This window comes from Danxiaibacter flavus, from assembly GCF_041060425.1.
Classification (GTDB): Bacteria; Bacteroidota; Bacteroidia; order Chitinophagales; family Chitinophagaceae; genus Danxiaibacter; species Danxiaibacter flavus.
This window is the reverse complement of record NZ_JAULBC010000002.1, coordinates 256366-272584: the sequence shown is the minus strand read 5'-3', so window position 1 is coordinate 272584 and position 16219 is coordinate 256366. Positions and strand designations below refer to the sequence as shown.

Below are 16219 nucleotides of genomic sequence, written 5' to 3'. Positions count from 1 at the left end.
GGTCAATAGTGAAAGGCGCATCAGTTCCATTGCCCTTCATCTGCATATTTACACATTTCTTTATTCGCACATTTGCCACGTTTTCAATTCTCAACTTTCAATTATCAATTAAATTCCTGCCACAATTTCCAGTCCCTTCCTTATCAAATTCTCCACGCCCAACCCGCTGTCTTTTGAAAACTGTTTGGAAACGCGATTGGCCACTATTACGTTCAGGCTCAGGCACTGATGACCTAATAACCGTCCAAGACCGTAGATCGCACTGGTTTCCATCTCAAAGTTACTAATGCGATAGTGACCGTAATTAAACTCCGTTAGACGTTCTATCAGTCTCGGATTTGAAAGACCAAGTCGCAACACGCGCCCTTGTGGACCATAAAAGCCGGGGCAAGTTACGGTAATCCCCTGATGAAACCCGTTTACGAAATGTTTAAGCAGGCTGGATCCAGCAGATGCAATATAAGGTGAAAATGTGCCATCCAGCTGTGTATGTGCGACAAATTGCTGCAGTAGTGCTTTTTCCTCATCATTGTTGTCGTGACGATAGTAATGCAACAGGTTATCAATGCCCAGTCCATGTGTACCCGCGACAAAGCTGTCAACCGGAATATCCTGCTGCAATGAGCCGCTGGTGCCAAAACGGAGGATCTGAAGCGATGTAAGATTGTTTTTTATGGTTCGTGTTGCAAAATCTATGTTAACCAGGGCATCCAGTTCATTCAAAACGATATCAATATTATCCGGACCGATGCCCGTTGACACCACGGAAATCCGTTTTTTGCCCAGCCAGCCGGTATGCGTGATAAACTCACGGTGTTCCCTTTTAACTTCAACAGAATCAAAATGTTTGCTGACTTCCTTTACCCGGCCAGGATCGCCGACTGTGATGATGGTTGTAGCCAGTTCTTCAGGTGTAACATCCAGGTGGTAAATGGCTCCTCGAGCATTGATAATCAGTTCACTTTCTGCTATTTGGCTCATTTTTTAAGATTTTGAGGCCTAAAATTCGTATTTCGGCGCCTAACTTTGAATTAGAATTTTGTTTTTAATTTGTTTATCCTATTTTCGCAGCCGATTTACAAAAAACGGTTCCGTGGCCGAGTGGCTAGGCAGAGCTCTGCAAAAGCTTCCACAGCAGTTCGAATCTGCTCGGAACCTCAGATACTACTTGACGAGAGAGTCCGCTAATGCGGACTTTTTTGTTGCTTGCCACTTCTGATGAGGCTTTTAGCCGATCTTTTCAAGCAGGTATAAACCCAAAACCATCGAATTTCATCGAAACAAGCCCTCAAAAAAGGTCATTTTTTAATGCAGGCAAATCTAGGCGACTTAGATCCCAATGACGCTTCATTTTCTATAAGAGATGCATTGTTTCATACAAAATTAGTCTTCATAGTTGTTAGATATAGGTTCACTGATCCTTTAACCTTGGGTATAATTTTGTAAGTCTTAGCCCTTTTACCGGGAAAGCGTCTGAAATAGAAGGTCGAATGAAAAATTCGACAGCAATATATAACGCTAAGTATAAGTAATGACTTTTATAGCTCACTAATATTAATCGCATAAATAGCGGGCTCCTGCGCAGGCGTTAGGTGTTGGTTTAATCCAGCACAGGGAGAGTTCATTATATCTTCTATTGTGAAATTCCGTTTTATTTTCGTTTAGCTATTCTTAACCTTTACAATTTGTTTTAAACATTTAAACCTTCACATCCTTTTTGTCGTCTACCTCCCGGAGGAAATTAACAAAAAAGAGATCTGCTCAACTCTATGCAGACCAGGTACTAACATGGAAATCAATTTGACTAATGAATAAGCTCCAGCTTATTTTGAATGTGGCATTGATATTGCACGATGCCAGCGCACACTTTTCATAGACAAACCTTCAAAACCTATGTTTTAAAATTGTTACAGAAATTAGTTTATCGTATCGGCCAGGTTTTCCAACCTGGCTTTTTATTTCTGCTGTTCCCAACTGCTATGGGACAATCATTTTTTGTTATTTTAAATTATTTCTATTTAATGTGGTATATAATAAATAATGGCATTGCAATTGTCTATATACCACTATTATTACGTTAAAGGTGTTTTGCAAATAATGTTGACAAGATTTAAATAACTTTTAAAAAGTGAGTAGATCGTCGGCTGGGCTTTCTAGTTCAGCCTTTTTTTATTTTGGTATCAGGCTTGCATGATCTGCATGACAAGTATTTTATAGTTTCAATCAAGTGCCACGGCTAGACTTTTGGGTCTGGTCTTTTTGCTTCACTACTCTTACCATCAGAGCATTTAATTGTTTACAGTCTTGAGACTATCTGGCACCCGGTTTGTCACTCTATGATGGGGAACACCCTTAGAATTTTTGGACAATTCTGTTAGCCATGAAGGCACCTTACATAAATGGTTAACAAGGGCTGGGCTTTTTAGTCTGGCCTTCTTCAAAACAACTTCTTGCTCAAATACCTGAATCCCTGGAAGCCTTTCATTGGAATTTTACAAGGTGCTTTCTCGTATGGTCCTGCTAATAGCATTCTTGACCAGGAAATTGTTTTCGGTCCATTGCCATCGTAGCAGTCTACCCACCCGTTTCACCCCCCGTAAAACAATTTGTACCTAACGAAGCCACCTACGATGATGTGGACATAAAGAATATCGTGTTTTGGACAATTCTTGCTTTTCTGGAACCATAGGTTATCTTCGTCTGTCATTGATGATAGAAAGTGACGAAAGAATTTGCCGGGTAAAATACATATCATATCCACCACCACTTTTCTCATTCTTAAACGCATACTTTTTCCTCAAACGCTTTGTCCTGATCTCAATTTTTTATATTTTGTCAGAGGACGTCTTCATAATGGAGGAGTAATGATATTTACCGATGATGTGTAAAAATGGCATAGTATAAAAGTCGCTATCAACAGTAACCTTTCTCTGTTTACCCCACAACTTCAAACCATGAACAAGCTATCCCTGTTATCCGTATCGCTTTTGCTTGGGCTGACAACATTTTCGCAGGACTGCAAATATGATCTTGACTCGTACGATAAGTTCACCAAAATGCATAAGCTGGAAAAAGAAGTTAAGCTGAACAAAGCAGATCTTTTAGGTGATGGATACTTAAATGTAACGATCTGCAAATACGATAGCCTGAACTTTATAAGGCTGGAATATACCAGTCAAAAGAACTTATCTATAAGCACTTCTGATAAATTTTTGTTTCTCCTGGATAATCAGCAAACAGTAGTTGCCATGCCTCAAAAAAACTACATGAGTGAACGGCGGCGGTCCAATCCCAAACAGCAAATCATTGAGGCATCATATAGCTTCGAGGACCCTGCTTCTTTTGAAACGCTCAAAAAACAAAAAATACAGTCAGTCAGAATTTACTACAATGGTGAATTTCACGATCATAATGTAAAAGATAAGTTCCAGGAAAACTTTCAGTCAGCGATGAAATGCTTTTAGAGAAGACAGTAAGATAGTAAGACCGTAAGACAGTAAGATAGTAAGACCGTAAGACAGTAAGACCGTAAGAAGTGTGAAAGAGATAGGGTTGTATGAAAAATTATGACATCTCACCCGTACATTGTACCATCGTTATGGGGAAGACTGCCTGTCATACACTGCACTCACATCGTACCCGCCCGAACGTGCCGTCGGTACGGGTGGGCATCTAAAATTGTACACCGTACATGGTGATCACATCGTACCCGCCCGAACGTGCCGTCGGTACGGGTGGGCATCTAAAATCGTACATCTAACATGGCACTCACATCGTACCCGTCCGAACGTGCCGTCGGTACGGGCGGGCATCTAAAATCGTACATCGTTCATTGATATCAAATCGTACATTTTTCTTTTCCTGATATCTGAAAAAAGATTAAATTGAAACCATGATTGTAAGCATCTTAAAGGAAATAGCTCCGGAGAACAGGGTTTCTATCTTGCCTGAACAAATTGACGCTTTACAAAAAATGCATGTTGAAGTTTGGGTGGAAATGTCGGCGGGCGAAAAAGCGCACGCCACTGACAACGGCTACCTGCTGAAAAACGTGGCAATAAAGGACCGGACTGCTATCTTACAATCATCAGACATTATCTTATCCATTAATGGGCTAACCCCCAACGACCTGGCGCACATAAAGCCGGGCACCGTTTTATTAGGCGTATTTCAACCCTTATTTAATGCAGCTCTGATGAAACATTATGCTGAAAGAAATCTAACAGTTTTCAGCATAGACATGATTCCCCGTACAACCAGGGCCCAGAGCATGGATGTGTTGAGCAGCCAGGCCAATATTGCAGGATATAAAGCCGTATTGCTGGCTGCGGATTTATATCCAAGGTATTTTCCCATGTTTATGACTGCTGCGGGCAGCATACCTCCGGCAAAAGTACTTATACTTGGCGCTGGCGTTGCGGGTTTGCAGGCAATAGCAACGGCACGCAGATTGGGTGCAGTGGTGGAAGTATTTGATACCAGACCTGCTGTTAAAGAAGAAGTAATGAGTCTCGGCGCAAAGTTTGTTGAAGTGGAAGGTGCAGCCGATGCAACAGCAGCCGGTGGATACGCAGTTGAACAGTCCAAAGAATATCAGCAAAAACAACAGAAGAAAATATTTGAAGCGGTAGGTAAAGCTGATATCATTATTACGACTGCACAGATCCCCGGGAAAAAAGCGCCCTTGCTGATTACGGAAGAAATGATGCTTAACATAAAGCGGGGCTCCGTTATTATAGATCTTGCTGCGGCAACCGGCGGGAACACGCCGCATACACATAACAATAAAACTATCGACTATAACGGAATCACGATTGTGGGTAATAGCAATTTAGCAGCAACTATGCCTTATGATGCGAGTAAGTTATATGGTAAAAACATATTGAATTTTCTGCAGCTTATCATCAACAAAGAAGGCGCCTTTGTGGCAAATTTTGAGGACGAGCTGGTGAAAGGATGTTGTATAACATATGATGGTGATGTGGTACACGACAAGATTAAAGTTCTTGTTGATAGTGCGGGAGTGCTGGAATAGCAACTGAAAATAATGTCCATGGAAAATATACTGAACTGGGTCGGATCTCACGAGCAATACATCTACATTGTAGTCCTGATGATATTTGTGGGTATCGAAGTGATCGGCCGTGTGCCCGCGGTACTGCATACGCCTTTAATGAGCGGCGCCAATGCCATACACGGAGTCGTGATAATCGGCGCCATTATCGTAATGGGCAAAGCCGAGGGCGACAATTATGCTGCACTGATCCTTGGATTTCTGGCTGTAATACTTGGTACATTAAATGTTGTAGGCGGCTTTGTTGTTACGGATAGGATGTTGGAGATGTTTAAATCCAAAAAAAGTCAAAAGTGAATGGTGAAAGGTGAATGGTGAAAGGTGAATAGTGAAAGCGGTAGCAGAAAAATTGATTTCTGTACCCAAAAACTGTAGAGAGATAAATAAAACTTTTGGTGCTGGCAATGCCACATCGTACATCTGATATCGTACATCGTACATTTTGTTGCTTGGAATTGATCTGTAAGCTGAACCATTTAAAATCATTCTATGGAATTAAACGTATTAACGCTTATCTACCTGCTTTCTTCCATTACATTTATTATAGGTCTTAAAAACTTGTCTCATCCTGCAACTGCGAGGCGCGGTAATCTTGTTGCCGCAGCGGGCATGACCCTGGCGATTCTTGCAACTATTTTTCTTTATAAAGATGAAGACGGAAAACCGTTGCATAATTACGCCTGGATCTTTGGTGGTCTTATCATCGGAGGGATTGCCGGCACATTCGCCGCAAAGAAAGTGAAGATGACAGCCATGCCTGAAATGGTGAGTCTTTTTAATGGTATGGGAGGAGCTTGTGCTGCGTTAATCTCAGTCAACGAATTTCTGCACGTTAATAAACACTTTCATTCCAGTTCAGCAGATTACCAAAAAATCTTAGTCGACAATAACTTCTTCAGAACTGAATTGATCATTATTTACGCGGGGTTAATTATCGGTTCCGTTTCATTCGCGGGAAGTATGATTGCCTGGGGGAAACTGAACGGGAAAGTAAAAGACTTTGCTTTTAAGGGGCAGCACCTGGTAAACCTCGCGATACTCGCTGCTATTTTTATCGTTGCTATCTACACCATTTTTTTTGAATTGAATAAAACAACATTTATAGATCTGGCTTCACCATTATTCTTTCTGGTATTGCTCTTATCACTTTCATACGGTATTTTATTTGTTATGCCGATTGGCGGGGCAGATATGCCGGTAGTTATCTCATTGCTAAACTCCTTTACAGGTGTTGCTGCAGCTTGCGGTGGCTTTTTGTACAACAACAAAGTGATGTTGACCGGCGGTATATTGGTTGGTGCTGCGGGTACATTGTTAACAATATTGATGTGTAAAGCGATGAATCGCTCGTTAAAGAATGTATTAATTGGTTCCTTTGGTGGTAGTGCGGCTGGTGCTGCCGGCGGCAATGGACAGGCTCATGGAGGTGTTTATAAAGAAGTTTCTTTGAGTGATGCTGCAACTGTACTCAATTATGCAAATAAAGTATTGATCGTTCCCGGTTATGGTCTTGCTGTTGCCCAGGCTCAACACATTTGCCATGAGTTGGAAAAGATGTTGACTGACAGAGGAGTTGACGTCAAATATGCTATTCACCCGGTTGCGGGCAGAATGCCGGGACATATGAACGTATTGCTCGCTGAAGCTGATGTGAGCTATGATCTTTTGCTTGAAATGGAACAGGCAAACGACGAATTCAGGTCAACGGATGTCGTACTCGTGTTAGGTGCGAATGATGTAGTGAATCCCGCGGCTAAAACAGATCCTTCTTCACCAATATATGGCATGCCTATTCTTGAAGTTGAAGACGCGCGAATGACCATCGTCAACAAGCGGAGTATGAAGCCGGGTTATGCCGGCATTGAAAACGAACTATTCTTCCGCTCAAAAACCTCCATGCTTTTCGGTGATGCCAAATCGGTGCTGCAGCAACTGGTGGGAGAGGTGAAGAATTTATAAGCTGTTAGCTGTTAGCTATTAGCTTTTAGCCGTAGGTATCAGGTGTCAGGTATCAGGTATGAGGCATGCGGTGTAAGGCGTGAGGCGTGAGGCTTGAGGTGGAGGTAAGATAAAAAAATACATATCGAAGAAGTTCCTCATTTAGCGTATAAACACAATTTTATGGATAATCCAAAGCTGATAGCTGACAGCTGATAGCTGATAGCTGATAGCTATCAGTTATCTTTGTTGCAAAAACAATTGAATTTACCCCCATCATTTATAGCATCGCTGGAAGGACTGCCGGGTTTTGATAAAGAAGCATTTATCGAAGTGCATGAATCGGGAAGGCAGGTCACTTCAATACGTTTCAATCCTCGAAAAAAGCACAATGCAGATCAGTTGGATGCTGAGAAAAGCGAACTGCAAACCAAAATAAGTCAGCAAATTCCCTGGTGCCCATACGGCTACTATCTCGAAGAACGTCCGTCATTTACGCTTGATCCTTACCTGCACGCCGGATTGTATTATGTGCAGGAGGCCAGTAGTATGTTTTTGTGGTATGTGTTGCAGCACACCGTAGGTTCCGCGACAGCAGAACTTAAAGTGTTGGATCTGTGTGCGGCGCCTGGTGGAAAAAGTACTTTATTGGCTTCCTATTTCACAGACGGGCTTCTTGTTTCTAACGAGGTCATCAAATCGCGGGCTTCAATTCTTGTTGAAAATATCAGTAAATGGGGATGCAGCAATGCGGTTGTGACCAATAATGACCCGAAAGATTTTCACCGGTTGCCTGGTTATTTTGATGTAATTGTGGTAGATGCGCCTTGCAGTGGTAGCGGATTGTTTCGCCGGGATACGGCGGCGATTGAGGAATGGAGCGAAAATAATGTGATGCTGTGCAGTCAGCGTCAGCAAAGAATACTTGCGGATGTAATGCCGGCGCTAAAGGAAAATGGTGTCTTTATTTATTCTACCTGCTCTTACTCTAAGGAAGAAGATGAAGAGATCCTGGACTGGTTGTGTGAAACGTTTGATGTAACGTCTGTTCAAATTCCGGTTCCGCCCCAATGGAACATCGTAGAAGTTCAATCTCCCGGACATAAAGCCTTTGGTTACCGCTTCTACCCAGATAAAGTTGACGGTGAAGGACTTTTTATGTCCGCGTTTGTAAAAAAAGGAGATGAAGATGTTTTTTCACAACGGAAACCTCAGCTGACAAGCATTGCCAAAGCCGAGCACGCGATTGTGCAGGAATGGTTGAACCATAACGAATCTCTCTTTTGTTGCAAGCAAGGTGAAAATATAATTGCTGTTCCCGCCATTTATCAACAGGACGTCGCCCTGTTGCAAAAGCATCTATATTTAAGGAAAGCTGGCGTTACGGTAGGGGCGGTCAAGGGCAAAGATCTTGTCCCTCATCATGAACTGGCATTAAGCTTGCTGTTGAAGGATCGCTTTGAAAAAGCCGATCTGGAGCTTGCCGATGCTTTACAATATTTGCGGAAAGCAGACTTTAGCCTGAATGGCAGCTCTCTAAAAGGTTGGGTATTAGCCAGCTATAAAGATGCAAACCTAGGGTGGATGAAGGTATTGCCGAACAGGATTAATAACTATTATCCGACGGAATGGAGGATTTTGAAAGCGTGAGAAAGCTTAAAGCGCAAAGCCTAAAGCTTAAAACTCTGTAAATTGGTGGTTATGCGTAATCCGTGATACGTTGATCGAAGCAAAAGGAGAGAGGGTGAGATGAAATATTTAATGTTTCAATATGAAATTTGACGATAGCCTTCGCAGAAGCTAATAGCTGATAGCTGACAGCTAATAGCTCAAAATAATTTTGTCCCGTGTAAAGTGCTAATCAATAACTTTACCCCGATTTGAAAATGATGAATATGACCGTGTTAAAAAATAAATGGCGTTTTTTTATTGTATGTATTGCTCTGTTTACTGGTTATATAGCTACTGCGCAGAATGTATTGCATGTGCTGGGCGTGTCGCCGAACCTCTATTTTAATTATAAGGTTCAGCCGAGGGAGACACTGTCCGGGATTAGTAAAGTATTTGGTACCACCGTGGGTGATGTTATGCGTCTGAATAAAATGAATACCAATAGCAAACTCCTCGTTGGACAAAACATCAAAATTCCGCTGAATGCAAAAAATGTGTCTAAGGAAAATGGTGCTGGAAGTATCGAACTGGTACATAAAATTCAGAAAGGAGAGAGCTTATATCGCATCAGCCAAAACTATAATAAGGTTTCCGTCGATCAGCTTAAACAATGGAATAACCTGAAAGGAAATAATCTCGAAGTGGGCAAGAATCTCGTAGTTGGATATCTCCAGCCGAAGGGTAATGTAGATCTTGGAAAAGCTGTTGAGACTGAGAAGCCTGCAGAAACTACGCAGCCAGTTAAAAAACAGGAAGAAGTAGTGGCCAAAACTGAGCCTGCCGTTGATACACCTTCATCCCAGGACATTTCTTTTGAACCTAAAAAGACGCAGCCTGAAACAGCAAAAACTTCGGTGCCCGTCGCTCCGCCCGTTACAAACAAAAAATCAGAAACTCCTGCAACAAAGATTGATTTGAGTGATTCCGGAGAAGGATACTTTGCTCCCGGGTTTGGTTATGATGTTGATGGGAGAGAGATGAAAGTTGCGAGTGGTCCTGCAATGACCTTTAAAACGGCAAGTGGCTGGACCGATAAAAAGTATTACATTCTGATGAATGACATACCTCCCGGTTCTATAGTAAAAGTGAGCTTTAATAACAAAGTGATCTACGCCAAAGTATTGTGGAACATGGGGACAATGAAGGAAAATGAGGGATTGAAATACCGTATCAGCAATGCTGCGGCTTCTGCTTTGGGTATAACTGATCCTAAGTTTGAATTAAACGTGTTGTATTATGAATAAGTATTTATTGAAACATACCTTGCTGCCATTGGCAAGCTGCATTATAACATTGAGTGCCTGCAACCTTCAGGCGCAAAATAAGGGATTGTCGGTTGACGAATTTCAGCAGGAACTTAGCCGGCCTTCTGTTCAGTTGCTTGACGTGAGAACCGCTGGTGAATATCAGAACGGGCACCTTGCTAATGCGTTGCAGGCCGACTGGAACAACCAGGAACAGTTTATGGACCGTATACAGTACCTGGATAAATCAAAACCGGTTTTAGTGTACTGCGCCTCTGGTGTAAGAAGTGCTAAAGCCGCCGACTGGATGAAGGCCAATGGTTTTTCCTCAGTCCAAAATATGGATGGTGGTATCGTGGCCTGGAAAAAAGAAAATAAACCTGTCGAACAACCTGACAATATTAAGCAATTGACAATTGATGAATATACCGCTTCAATAACCAACGCAGCAAAGCCAATCGTGTTGGTTGATTTTGGCGCTGAGTGGTGTCCACCCTGTAAAAAAATGGAACCGGTAATTACACAATTGCAGAACGAATTAAAAGATCAGATTGTGATAATTAAGGTTGATGCCGGCATTAACACCAATGTGATGAGTGATATGAAAGTGGCATCCATCCCAACATTTATCGTTTACAAAAGCGGAAAGGAAACCTGGCGCAAACAAGGTGTGGTAGATGCTGGTGAACTAAGAACACAGCTCAAGTAAAAGAGAGAAGGTTGATGTAGGATTTGAGGATGTCTGATGTGGGAGTTGTCAGTCGAGGTGAGTGTGACCATTTCTAATATAGGAATCGACGCTTTGAAATTTAATAAATCCCGAAGGGATGAAATTATTATAGAAATAACCAGATAGAATAAATTAACCCCGAAGGGGTGACATAATAAAAAATGTCACCCCTTCGGGGTTTTGGAATCATCAATAGGATATTCTATAATAATTTCATCCCTTCGGGATTTGGGGAATATCTCTCGATTTTTTACTAGTAATATCTGTGTTGCTTTCTACAACTCCGTGTATTCTGTGAAAAAAACACTACGTTCTCTGTGGTAAAATAAATCTGTGCTTCAGTGCCTCTGTGGCTAACCAATCCTTCAAAATAAAAAGGCTTCTTCATGATGAACTCATAAAGAAGCTTTTCTATAATATCTACCTAAACTATTTAGTTTCCACGCCGGCCGTATTATACTTCACTTTCCAAAGGTCATAACGTTTAAACTGGGTGCCCAGTCTTTTCTGGAAATCGTTCCAATCCTTATGATCCTGAGGGCTCCACAACACTTCGCTCAATGCAGTCATACGAGGGAATACCATGTATTCAACCTTGGAAGGATTCGACATGTATTCGGTCCACACGTTTGCCTGGGCGCCAACGATGAGTTTTTGTTCTTCTTCAGTCAGCTCTTTTGGAAGCGGGTTGTAATTGTATACCTTTTCCACGGGCAGGAAGCCACCGATTACTAAAGAATCTTCATTCTTCTTTTGTGCATAGTCAAAGTACACATAAGTTGTTGGTGTCATGATCACCTGGTGCTTTTGTTGAGCAGCTTCAATTCCACCTTTCTCACCGCGCCAGCTCATTACAGTCGCGTTAGGAGCGAGGCCACCTTCAAGAATTTCATCCCAACCAATGATGCTGCGACCTTTGCTGTTCAGGTATTTCTCAATAGTCTGAATGAAATAGCTCTGCAAACCGTGCTCATCTTTCAAACCTTTTTCTTTGATAAGGTTCTGGCAGAACTCAGATCTTTTCCAGTATTCCTTAGGACATTCGTCACCGCCAATGTGGATGTATTTAGAAGGGAACAATGCCATCACTTCGTCCAGTACATCTTCCAAAAACTTGAAAGTCTTTTCACTTGGAACAAACACATCAGGATAAACGCCCCATGATTGTTGTACTTGTTTTCCTTCTTTTGAACCGGCCCATGTTACGCCTTTTGCGATAGGCGTCGGTTCATCAGGAAAGCAGCTTAACTCGGGATACGCTGCAATTGCTGCCGATGCGTGGCCTGGCATTTCAATCTCAGGAATAACAGTGATGAAACGCTCTGATGCATATTTTACGATGTCCTTAACCTGCGCCTGTGTATAGAAGCCACAATCTTTTGTGTTGTCGTTTCCAGTGCCAGGATGATGACCAAGAATGGTACCATTGCGGCAAGATCCAATCTGTGTAAGTTTTGGATATTTCTTGATCTCAATTCTCCAGCCCTGATCTTCAGTCAGATGCCAGTGGAAAGTATTGATCTTATGTAAAGCAAGAAAATCAATGTACTGTTTTACAAATTCAACAGGCTCAAAATGACGACCAACATCCAGCATCATACCCCTGTAAGCAAAGCGTGGATAATCCTCGATGCTTGCACAAGGAATGCTCAGTGAAGTTGATTTTTCAGCAGGCAGTAATTGAATCAACGTCTGAATCCCAAGGAAAGTTCCTTTGTGAGAATCACCCTGAATAGCAACGCCATCACCTGTAACTTCCATTGTATAGCGCTCTTCTTTTTCAGGTGCTTTTACAAATGTGGGAGTCGTGAGTTTAATGTAGTTTTTGTCAGCCTTTTTTGCTGTCTTCAAACTAAAACCATAAAACTTTTTCAGATAATCATTAAAAAAGTTGACAGATTCCTTTTCTGAACCATTTCCGGTTACGATCACTGTTTGCTGGTTAATGGTAAACGTTCCGGATTTTGCCTCGGCGCTCACCGGTACCGGAATAATGTTTAGTTGTGAGTGCCCATAGCAGCATACCAGTGTGGTTGCTAATGCAAGCAAAACTTTTTTCATGCTAGTCGTTTAAATTTTTAGAAGCATCTAAACTAAGGAATTATTAGGAGAAGATGGAATGCAAACGTTTGAGGAGCTGTGAGCTATCAGCTATCAGCTTTGAGCTTTGGGTTTCAGGTGTCAGGTATCAGGTGTCAGGTATGAGGCATGAGGAGCAAGGCGTAAGGTAAAAGGCCGTAAGGTATAAGTGCTAACGAAAATAACAGGAGATATCTTTGGTAATAAAAAACAAAAGCCATCTTGCTTTGCGGCAAAATGGCTTTTGGAGAATTCTCTTTCGGTGAGTATTAAAGCTGATAGCTGACAGCTGATAGCTATTTCATTTTTTTAGCTGATTGATAATCTCCCTGAAACTATCCAGTGCACTTTCCAGGTTCTCCACAATATCTTCTGCCAATTCATCGGGATCGGGAAGGTTATCAAGATCGGCAAGTGATTTGTCCTTTATCCAGGTGATGTCAAGCGAAGTTTTATCTCTTGCGATGATTTCGTCATAAGTAAACTTTCGCCAGCGGCCGTCCGGATTTTCCGGGCTCCATGTTTCTTTGCGTTTATGGCGATTTTGAGGATTGTAGCAATCAACAAAATCCTGCAGGTCTTCAGATTTGAGCGGGTTCTTTTTTAATGTATGATGCACATTGGTGCGATAATCATACACCCACACTTCTTTTGTCCACGGATTTTTGCTGGCAGGTTTCCCATCCCAGAACAGCACATTTGCTTTTACACCATTTGCATAAAATATACCTGTCGGCAAACGGAGTATGGTATGCAGATCGGCTGTTTCCAGCAACTTTTTTCTGACAGTTTCACCAGCGCCACCTTCAAACAATACGTTATCCGGCAACACCACTGCCGCCAACCCGGTTGTTTTCAGCATACTTTTTATATGCTGAACAAAGTTGAGTTGCTTGTTGCTGGTGGTTACCCAAAAATCCTGGCGGTTGTAGGTAAGGTCTTCTTTTTCCTGTTCGCCTTCCTCGTTGGTAAAAGTCATGCTGCTTTTTTTGCCAAAGGGTGGATTCGCCAGCACATAATCATATCTTGTTTCTGGTTGGGCGATGAGCGAATCGTTGGGCGAGATCAAACTCTCACTATCAATATCGCCGATATTGTGCAGGAACAAATTCATTAAGGCCAGCCTGCGTGTGCCAGGCACAATTTCATTACCCGCGAAGGTGCTGAATTTGAGAAACTGCTTTTGCGCCTTATCCATTTGTACATGTTCCGTAAGCCAATCATACGCAGCTAAAAAGAAACCGCCGGTGCCACATGCCGGGTCTGCAATGGTTTTATTGGCCTCGGGCCGAACGCATTCTATCATTACTTTTATCAATGCCCTCGGTGTAAAGTATTGTCCGGCGCCGCTCTTGGTATCTTCTGCATTCTTCTCCAGCAGGCCTTCATAAATATCGCCTTTGTCTTTTACGCCCATTAATACCCATTCTTCTGCATTGATCAGAGAAATGAGTTTATATAATTTTGCAGGATCCTGTATTTTGTTTTGGCTTTTGGTGAAGATTTGGCCCAGCATACCTTTTTCACTGCCCAGTTCTCTCAACAATTTGCTGTAATGAACTTCCAGCTCATCACCACTTTTATTTAAAAGGCTTTCCCAGTTGTATTGAGCAGGAATTGGCATTTTACGCGAATATGGAGGTTTGCTGTATTCATCTGCCATTTTTAAAAACAGGAGATAAGTTAGCTGCTCTAAATAATCGCCATAGCCAACACCGTCATCGCGGAGGGTGTTGCAGAAGGCCCAGATTTTGGAAACGATGCTTGATGTGGCTATTTTATCATTACTGCTCATTCGTTAAAATATTTCTGATAATATATTCTTTTCTAAATCGAAAGATTGGTAATACAAAGGAAGATTAAAATTGTCTCTTAGATGTTTAAAATAAACTTTTGCATTTTCAAAATCATCCGATGGCTGTGTAATAACTATTAATTTTTTGGCTTTTTTATGGCTAGTCCACAGCGAATATTCCATTAATTGACCAATCGCTTCCCTAATGGAAGTTCTTAGAGATATATATGATTTAATTTCGTAGAAAATTAGGTCATCGTTGTCTTTTACAACTATGTCAATTCTATTGGAACCGTATCCTGCTGGATGCTCCGCTCGAACATTTTCATTACCATATTTTTCCTTTAATTTTTTAGTGAGGGCTTTACTAATAGCGTCATGCAAGTATTGAATTTCGATCAACTTTGGCTCTCGTACCTGAATTCGTCGTTCCAGTGTCGTGTCCTCGTTACTATCAGCGACATTATGAGATAATGTAAAGGCAAAATCATTTGTTTGGTCAGGTACTTTTACATCAAAATCGTCTTTGTAATGCGTAAAGTTATATCGTGTTTGTTCGTTGATGGGATGCTCCAACGGAATTTCTATATAATTGTCACGTAATTTTAAATTGGCAGGAAGGTATCTAACGTTAAATTGATCAATGCCCTTTCCGCCGAATAAACCATCAACACTAACACCGCTTGCTATGATTTGATCTTTCATCTCTTCAAGCCACCCTCTTCTGATGTATTCTTTTTTTATTATTTCTGCATCTTGTTCACTTAGTACCTCCAGATTCTTTATTTCCCCAATCCAATACCTTTTTTTTGTTGCTCCGTTGATCGAGTATAGCCAGGCATTAAAAGTTCTCGATTCATATGCATCTCGCTGGTTATGTACTGGTTGCAAAAAACCATAATGATATCCGTTAATCAGTTTGCTTATATCAAATACCCATTCTTCATACCCATAAGACGATTTCGCTTCGTGAGTTTTTCCATTGGTACTTTTGCCGTAGCTGCCAGATGGCATTATCCATCCATTGTCATTCCAACACAAACGCGCTATTCTTTTTTCTATATTGCTAGTACCGAATTGTACGTATTCATACAGAGGAATTAAATAATCAAATGTTTTTATTATTTCTTCAATGTCATCATCTGATATTTCTTCAACATCTTTTTCGAAATACTTTCCTATAAATACAAAATTTCCAGGTTGGAATAAAGTATCGTCAATTTCTTTTACGTCTTCAAAGTAGTTGGCTAATTCCTTATTTGAATAATACCACAAGTGAAAACCTTTGAAATAGGCTCTATCCGAACTATAGTAAATATTAAATCGTTCAACGGCAGCTTGGAATGTTTCCTTTGAATTCTTGACTATTCGGTCTTCACTAAAAGAAAATGCAACACCATATCTAAAAACATCTATACTATGCAAAAAATCATGGGCGATGTTGAATTGAAGTTCTTTACGGCCTCCGTCATGAAAAGCGTATTCCCTGTATTTAGAGGATGATGCAAATGGTTTCCACGATCTTGTTGAGTGTCCACGCCTATTTCGAATTTCCTGTAAAGAGCCAAATGGTCGCGTCCCTACAGTGAGTTTATTTATTTTGCTCGCAATTTCATTAATGCTCATAATTATAGCAGTTAACTTGGTTTAGAATGTTTATAAACTGTTCGTTCATATATTTGTTTATC

At 41.3% G+C, this 16219-nt stretch carries 11 protein-coding genes and 1 tRNA gene; 8 read left to right on the top strand and 4 right to left on the bottom strand.

Translation table 11 applies throughout. The features are described 5' to 3' along the window. Window positions 1-108: 108 nt before the first annotated feature. On the bottom strand, window positions 109-981 hold the full coding sequence (locus QTN47_RS06820; protein ID WP_369328594.1) for a nucleoside phosphorylase: 873 nt from the start codon (window positions 979-981) through the stop codon (window positions 109-111). A gap of 106 nt (window positions 982-1087) precedes the next feature. On the opposite strand from QTN47_RS06820, the gene QTN47_RS06815 reads away from it, so the two are divergent. The 8 genes from QTN47_RS06815 (at window position 1088) to QTN47_RS06780 (ending at window position 10636) form a co-directional block, all read left to right on the top strand. Beyond that, a tRNA-Cys gene (locus QTN47_RS06815) sits at window positions 1088-1158 on the top strand. A 1796-nt stretch (window positions 1159-2954) separates the two neighbouring features. Next, entirely contained in the window at window positions 2955-3464 is a 510-nt protein-coding gene (locus QTN47_RS06810) for a hypothetical protein (protein WP_369328593.1), read from the top strand. 428 nt (window positions 3465-3892) lie between these two features. Continuing rightward, window positions 3893-5035 carry a Re/Si-specific NAD(P)(+) transhydrogenase subunit alpha gene (locus QTN47_RS06805; RefSeq protein WP_369328592.1) on the top strand — a complete coding sequence of 381 codons (1143 nt, stop codon included), beginning with the start codon at window positions 3893-3895 and terminating at the stop codon, window positions 5033-5035. Between the two features lie 18 nt (window positions 5036-5053). Next, window positions 5054-5371, top strand: a complete 318-nt coding sequence (locus tag QTN47_RS06800) for an NAD(P) transhydrogenase subunit alpha part 2 (RefSeq protein ID WP_369328591.1) — start codon at window positions 5054-5056, stop codon at window positions 5369-5371. 192 nt (window positions 5372-5563) lie between these two features. Beyond that, window positions 5564-7033 carry an NAD(P)(+) transhydrogenase (Re/Si-specific) subunit beta gene (locus tag QTN47_RS06795; RefSeq protein WP_369328590.1) on the top strand — a complete coding sequence of 490 codons (1470 nt, stop codon included), beginning with the start codon at window positions 5564-5566 and terminating at the stop codon, window positions 7031-7033. A 225-nt stretch (window positions 7034-7258) separates the two neighbouring features. Continuing rightward, window positions 7259-8662 carry a methyltransferase RsmF C-terminal domain-like protein gene (locus tag QTN47_RS06790; protein ID WP_369328589.1) on the top strand — a complete coding sequence of 468 codons (1404 nt, stop codon included), beginning with the start codon at window positions 7259-7261 and terminating at the stop codon, window positions 8660-8662. A 245-nt stretch (window positions 8663-8907) separates the two neighbouring features. Beyond that, entirely contained in the window at window positions 8908-9927 is a 1020-nt protein-coding gene (locus QTN47_RS06785; protein ID WP_369328588.1) for a LysM peptidoglycan-binding domain-containing protein, read from the top strand. Continuing rightward, the gene (locus QTN47_RS06780) at window positions 9920-10636 is read left to right on the top strand and encodes a thioredoxin domain-containing protein (RefSeq protein WP_369328587.1); all 717 of its coding nucleotides are present in this window, start codon (window positions 9920-9922) and stop codon (window positions 10634-10636) included. The genes QTN47_RS06785 and QTN47_RS06780 overlap by 8 nt, the downstream gene beginning before the upstream one ends. A gap of 450 nt (window positions 10637-11086) precedes the next feature. On the opposite strand, the gene QTN47_RS06775 is transcribed toward QTN47_RS06780, so the two are convergent. From QTN47_RS06775 to QTN47_RS06765, 3 genes are all read right to left on the bottom strand, one after another. Then, window positions 11087-12718, bottom strand: coding sequence for a beta-N-acetylhexosaminidase (locus QTN47_RS06775; protein ID WP_369328586.1), 1632 nt, complete (start codon window positions 12716-12718; stop codon window positions 11087-11089). A 319-nt stretch (window positions 12719-13037) separates the two neighbouring features. After that, on the bottom strand, window positions 13038-14531 hold the full coding sequence (locus QTN47_RS06770) for a type I restriction-modification system subunit M (protein WP_369328585.1): 1494 nt from the start codon (window positions 14529-14531) through the stop codon (window positions 13038-13040). Between the two features lie 3 nt (window positions 14532-14534). Then, on the bottom strand, window positions 14535-16157 hold the full coding sequence (locus QTN47_RS06765) for a hypothetical protein (RefSeq protein ID WP_369328584.1): 1623 nt from the start codon (window positions 16155-16157) through the stop codon (window positions 14535-14537). Window positions 16158-16219 lie beyond the last annotated feature (62 nt).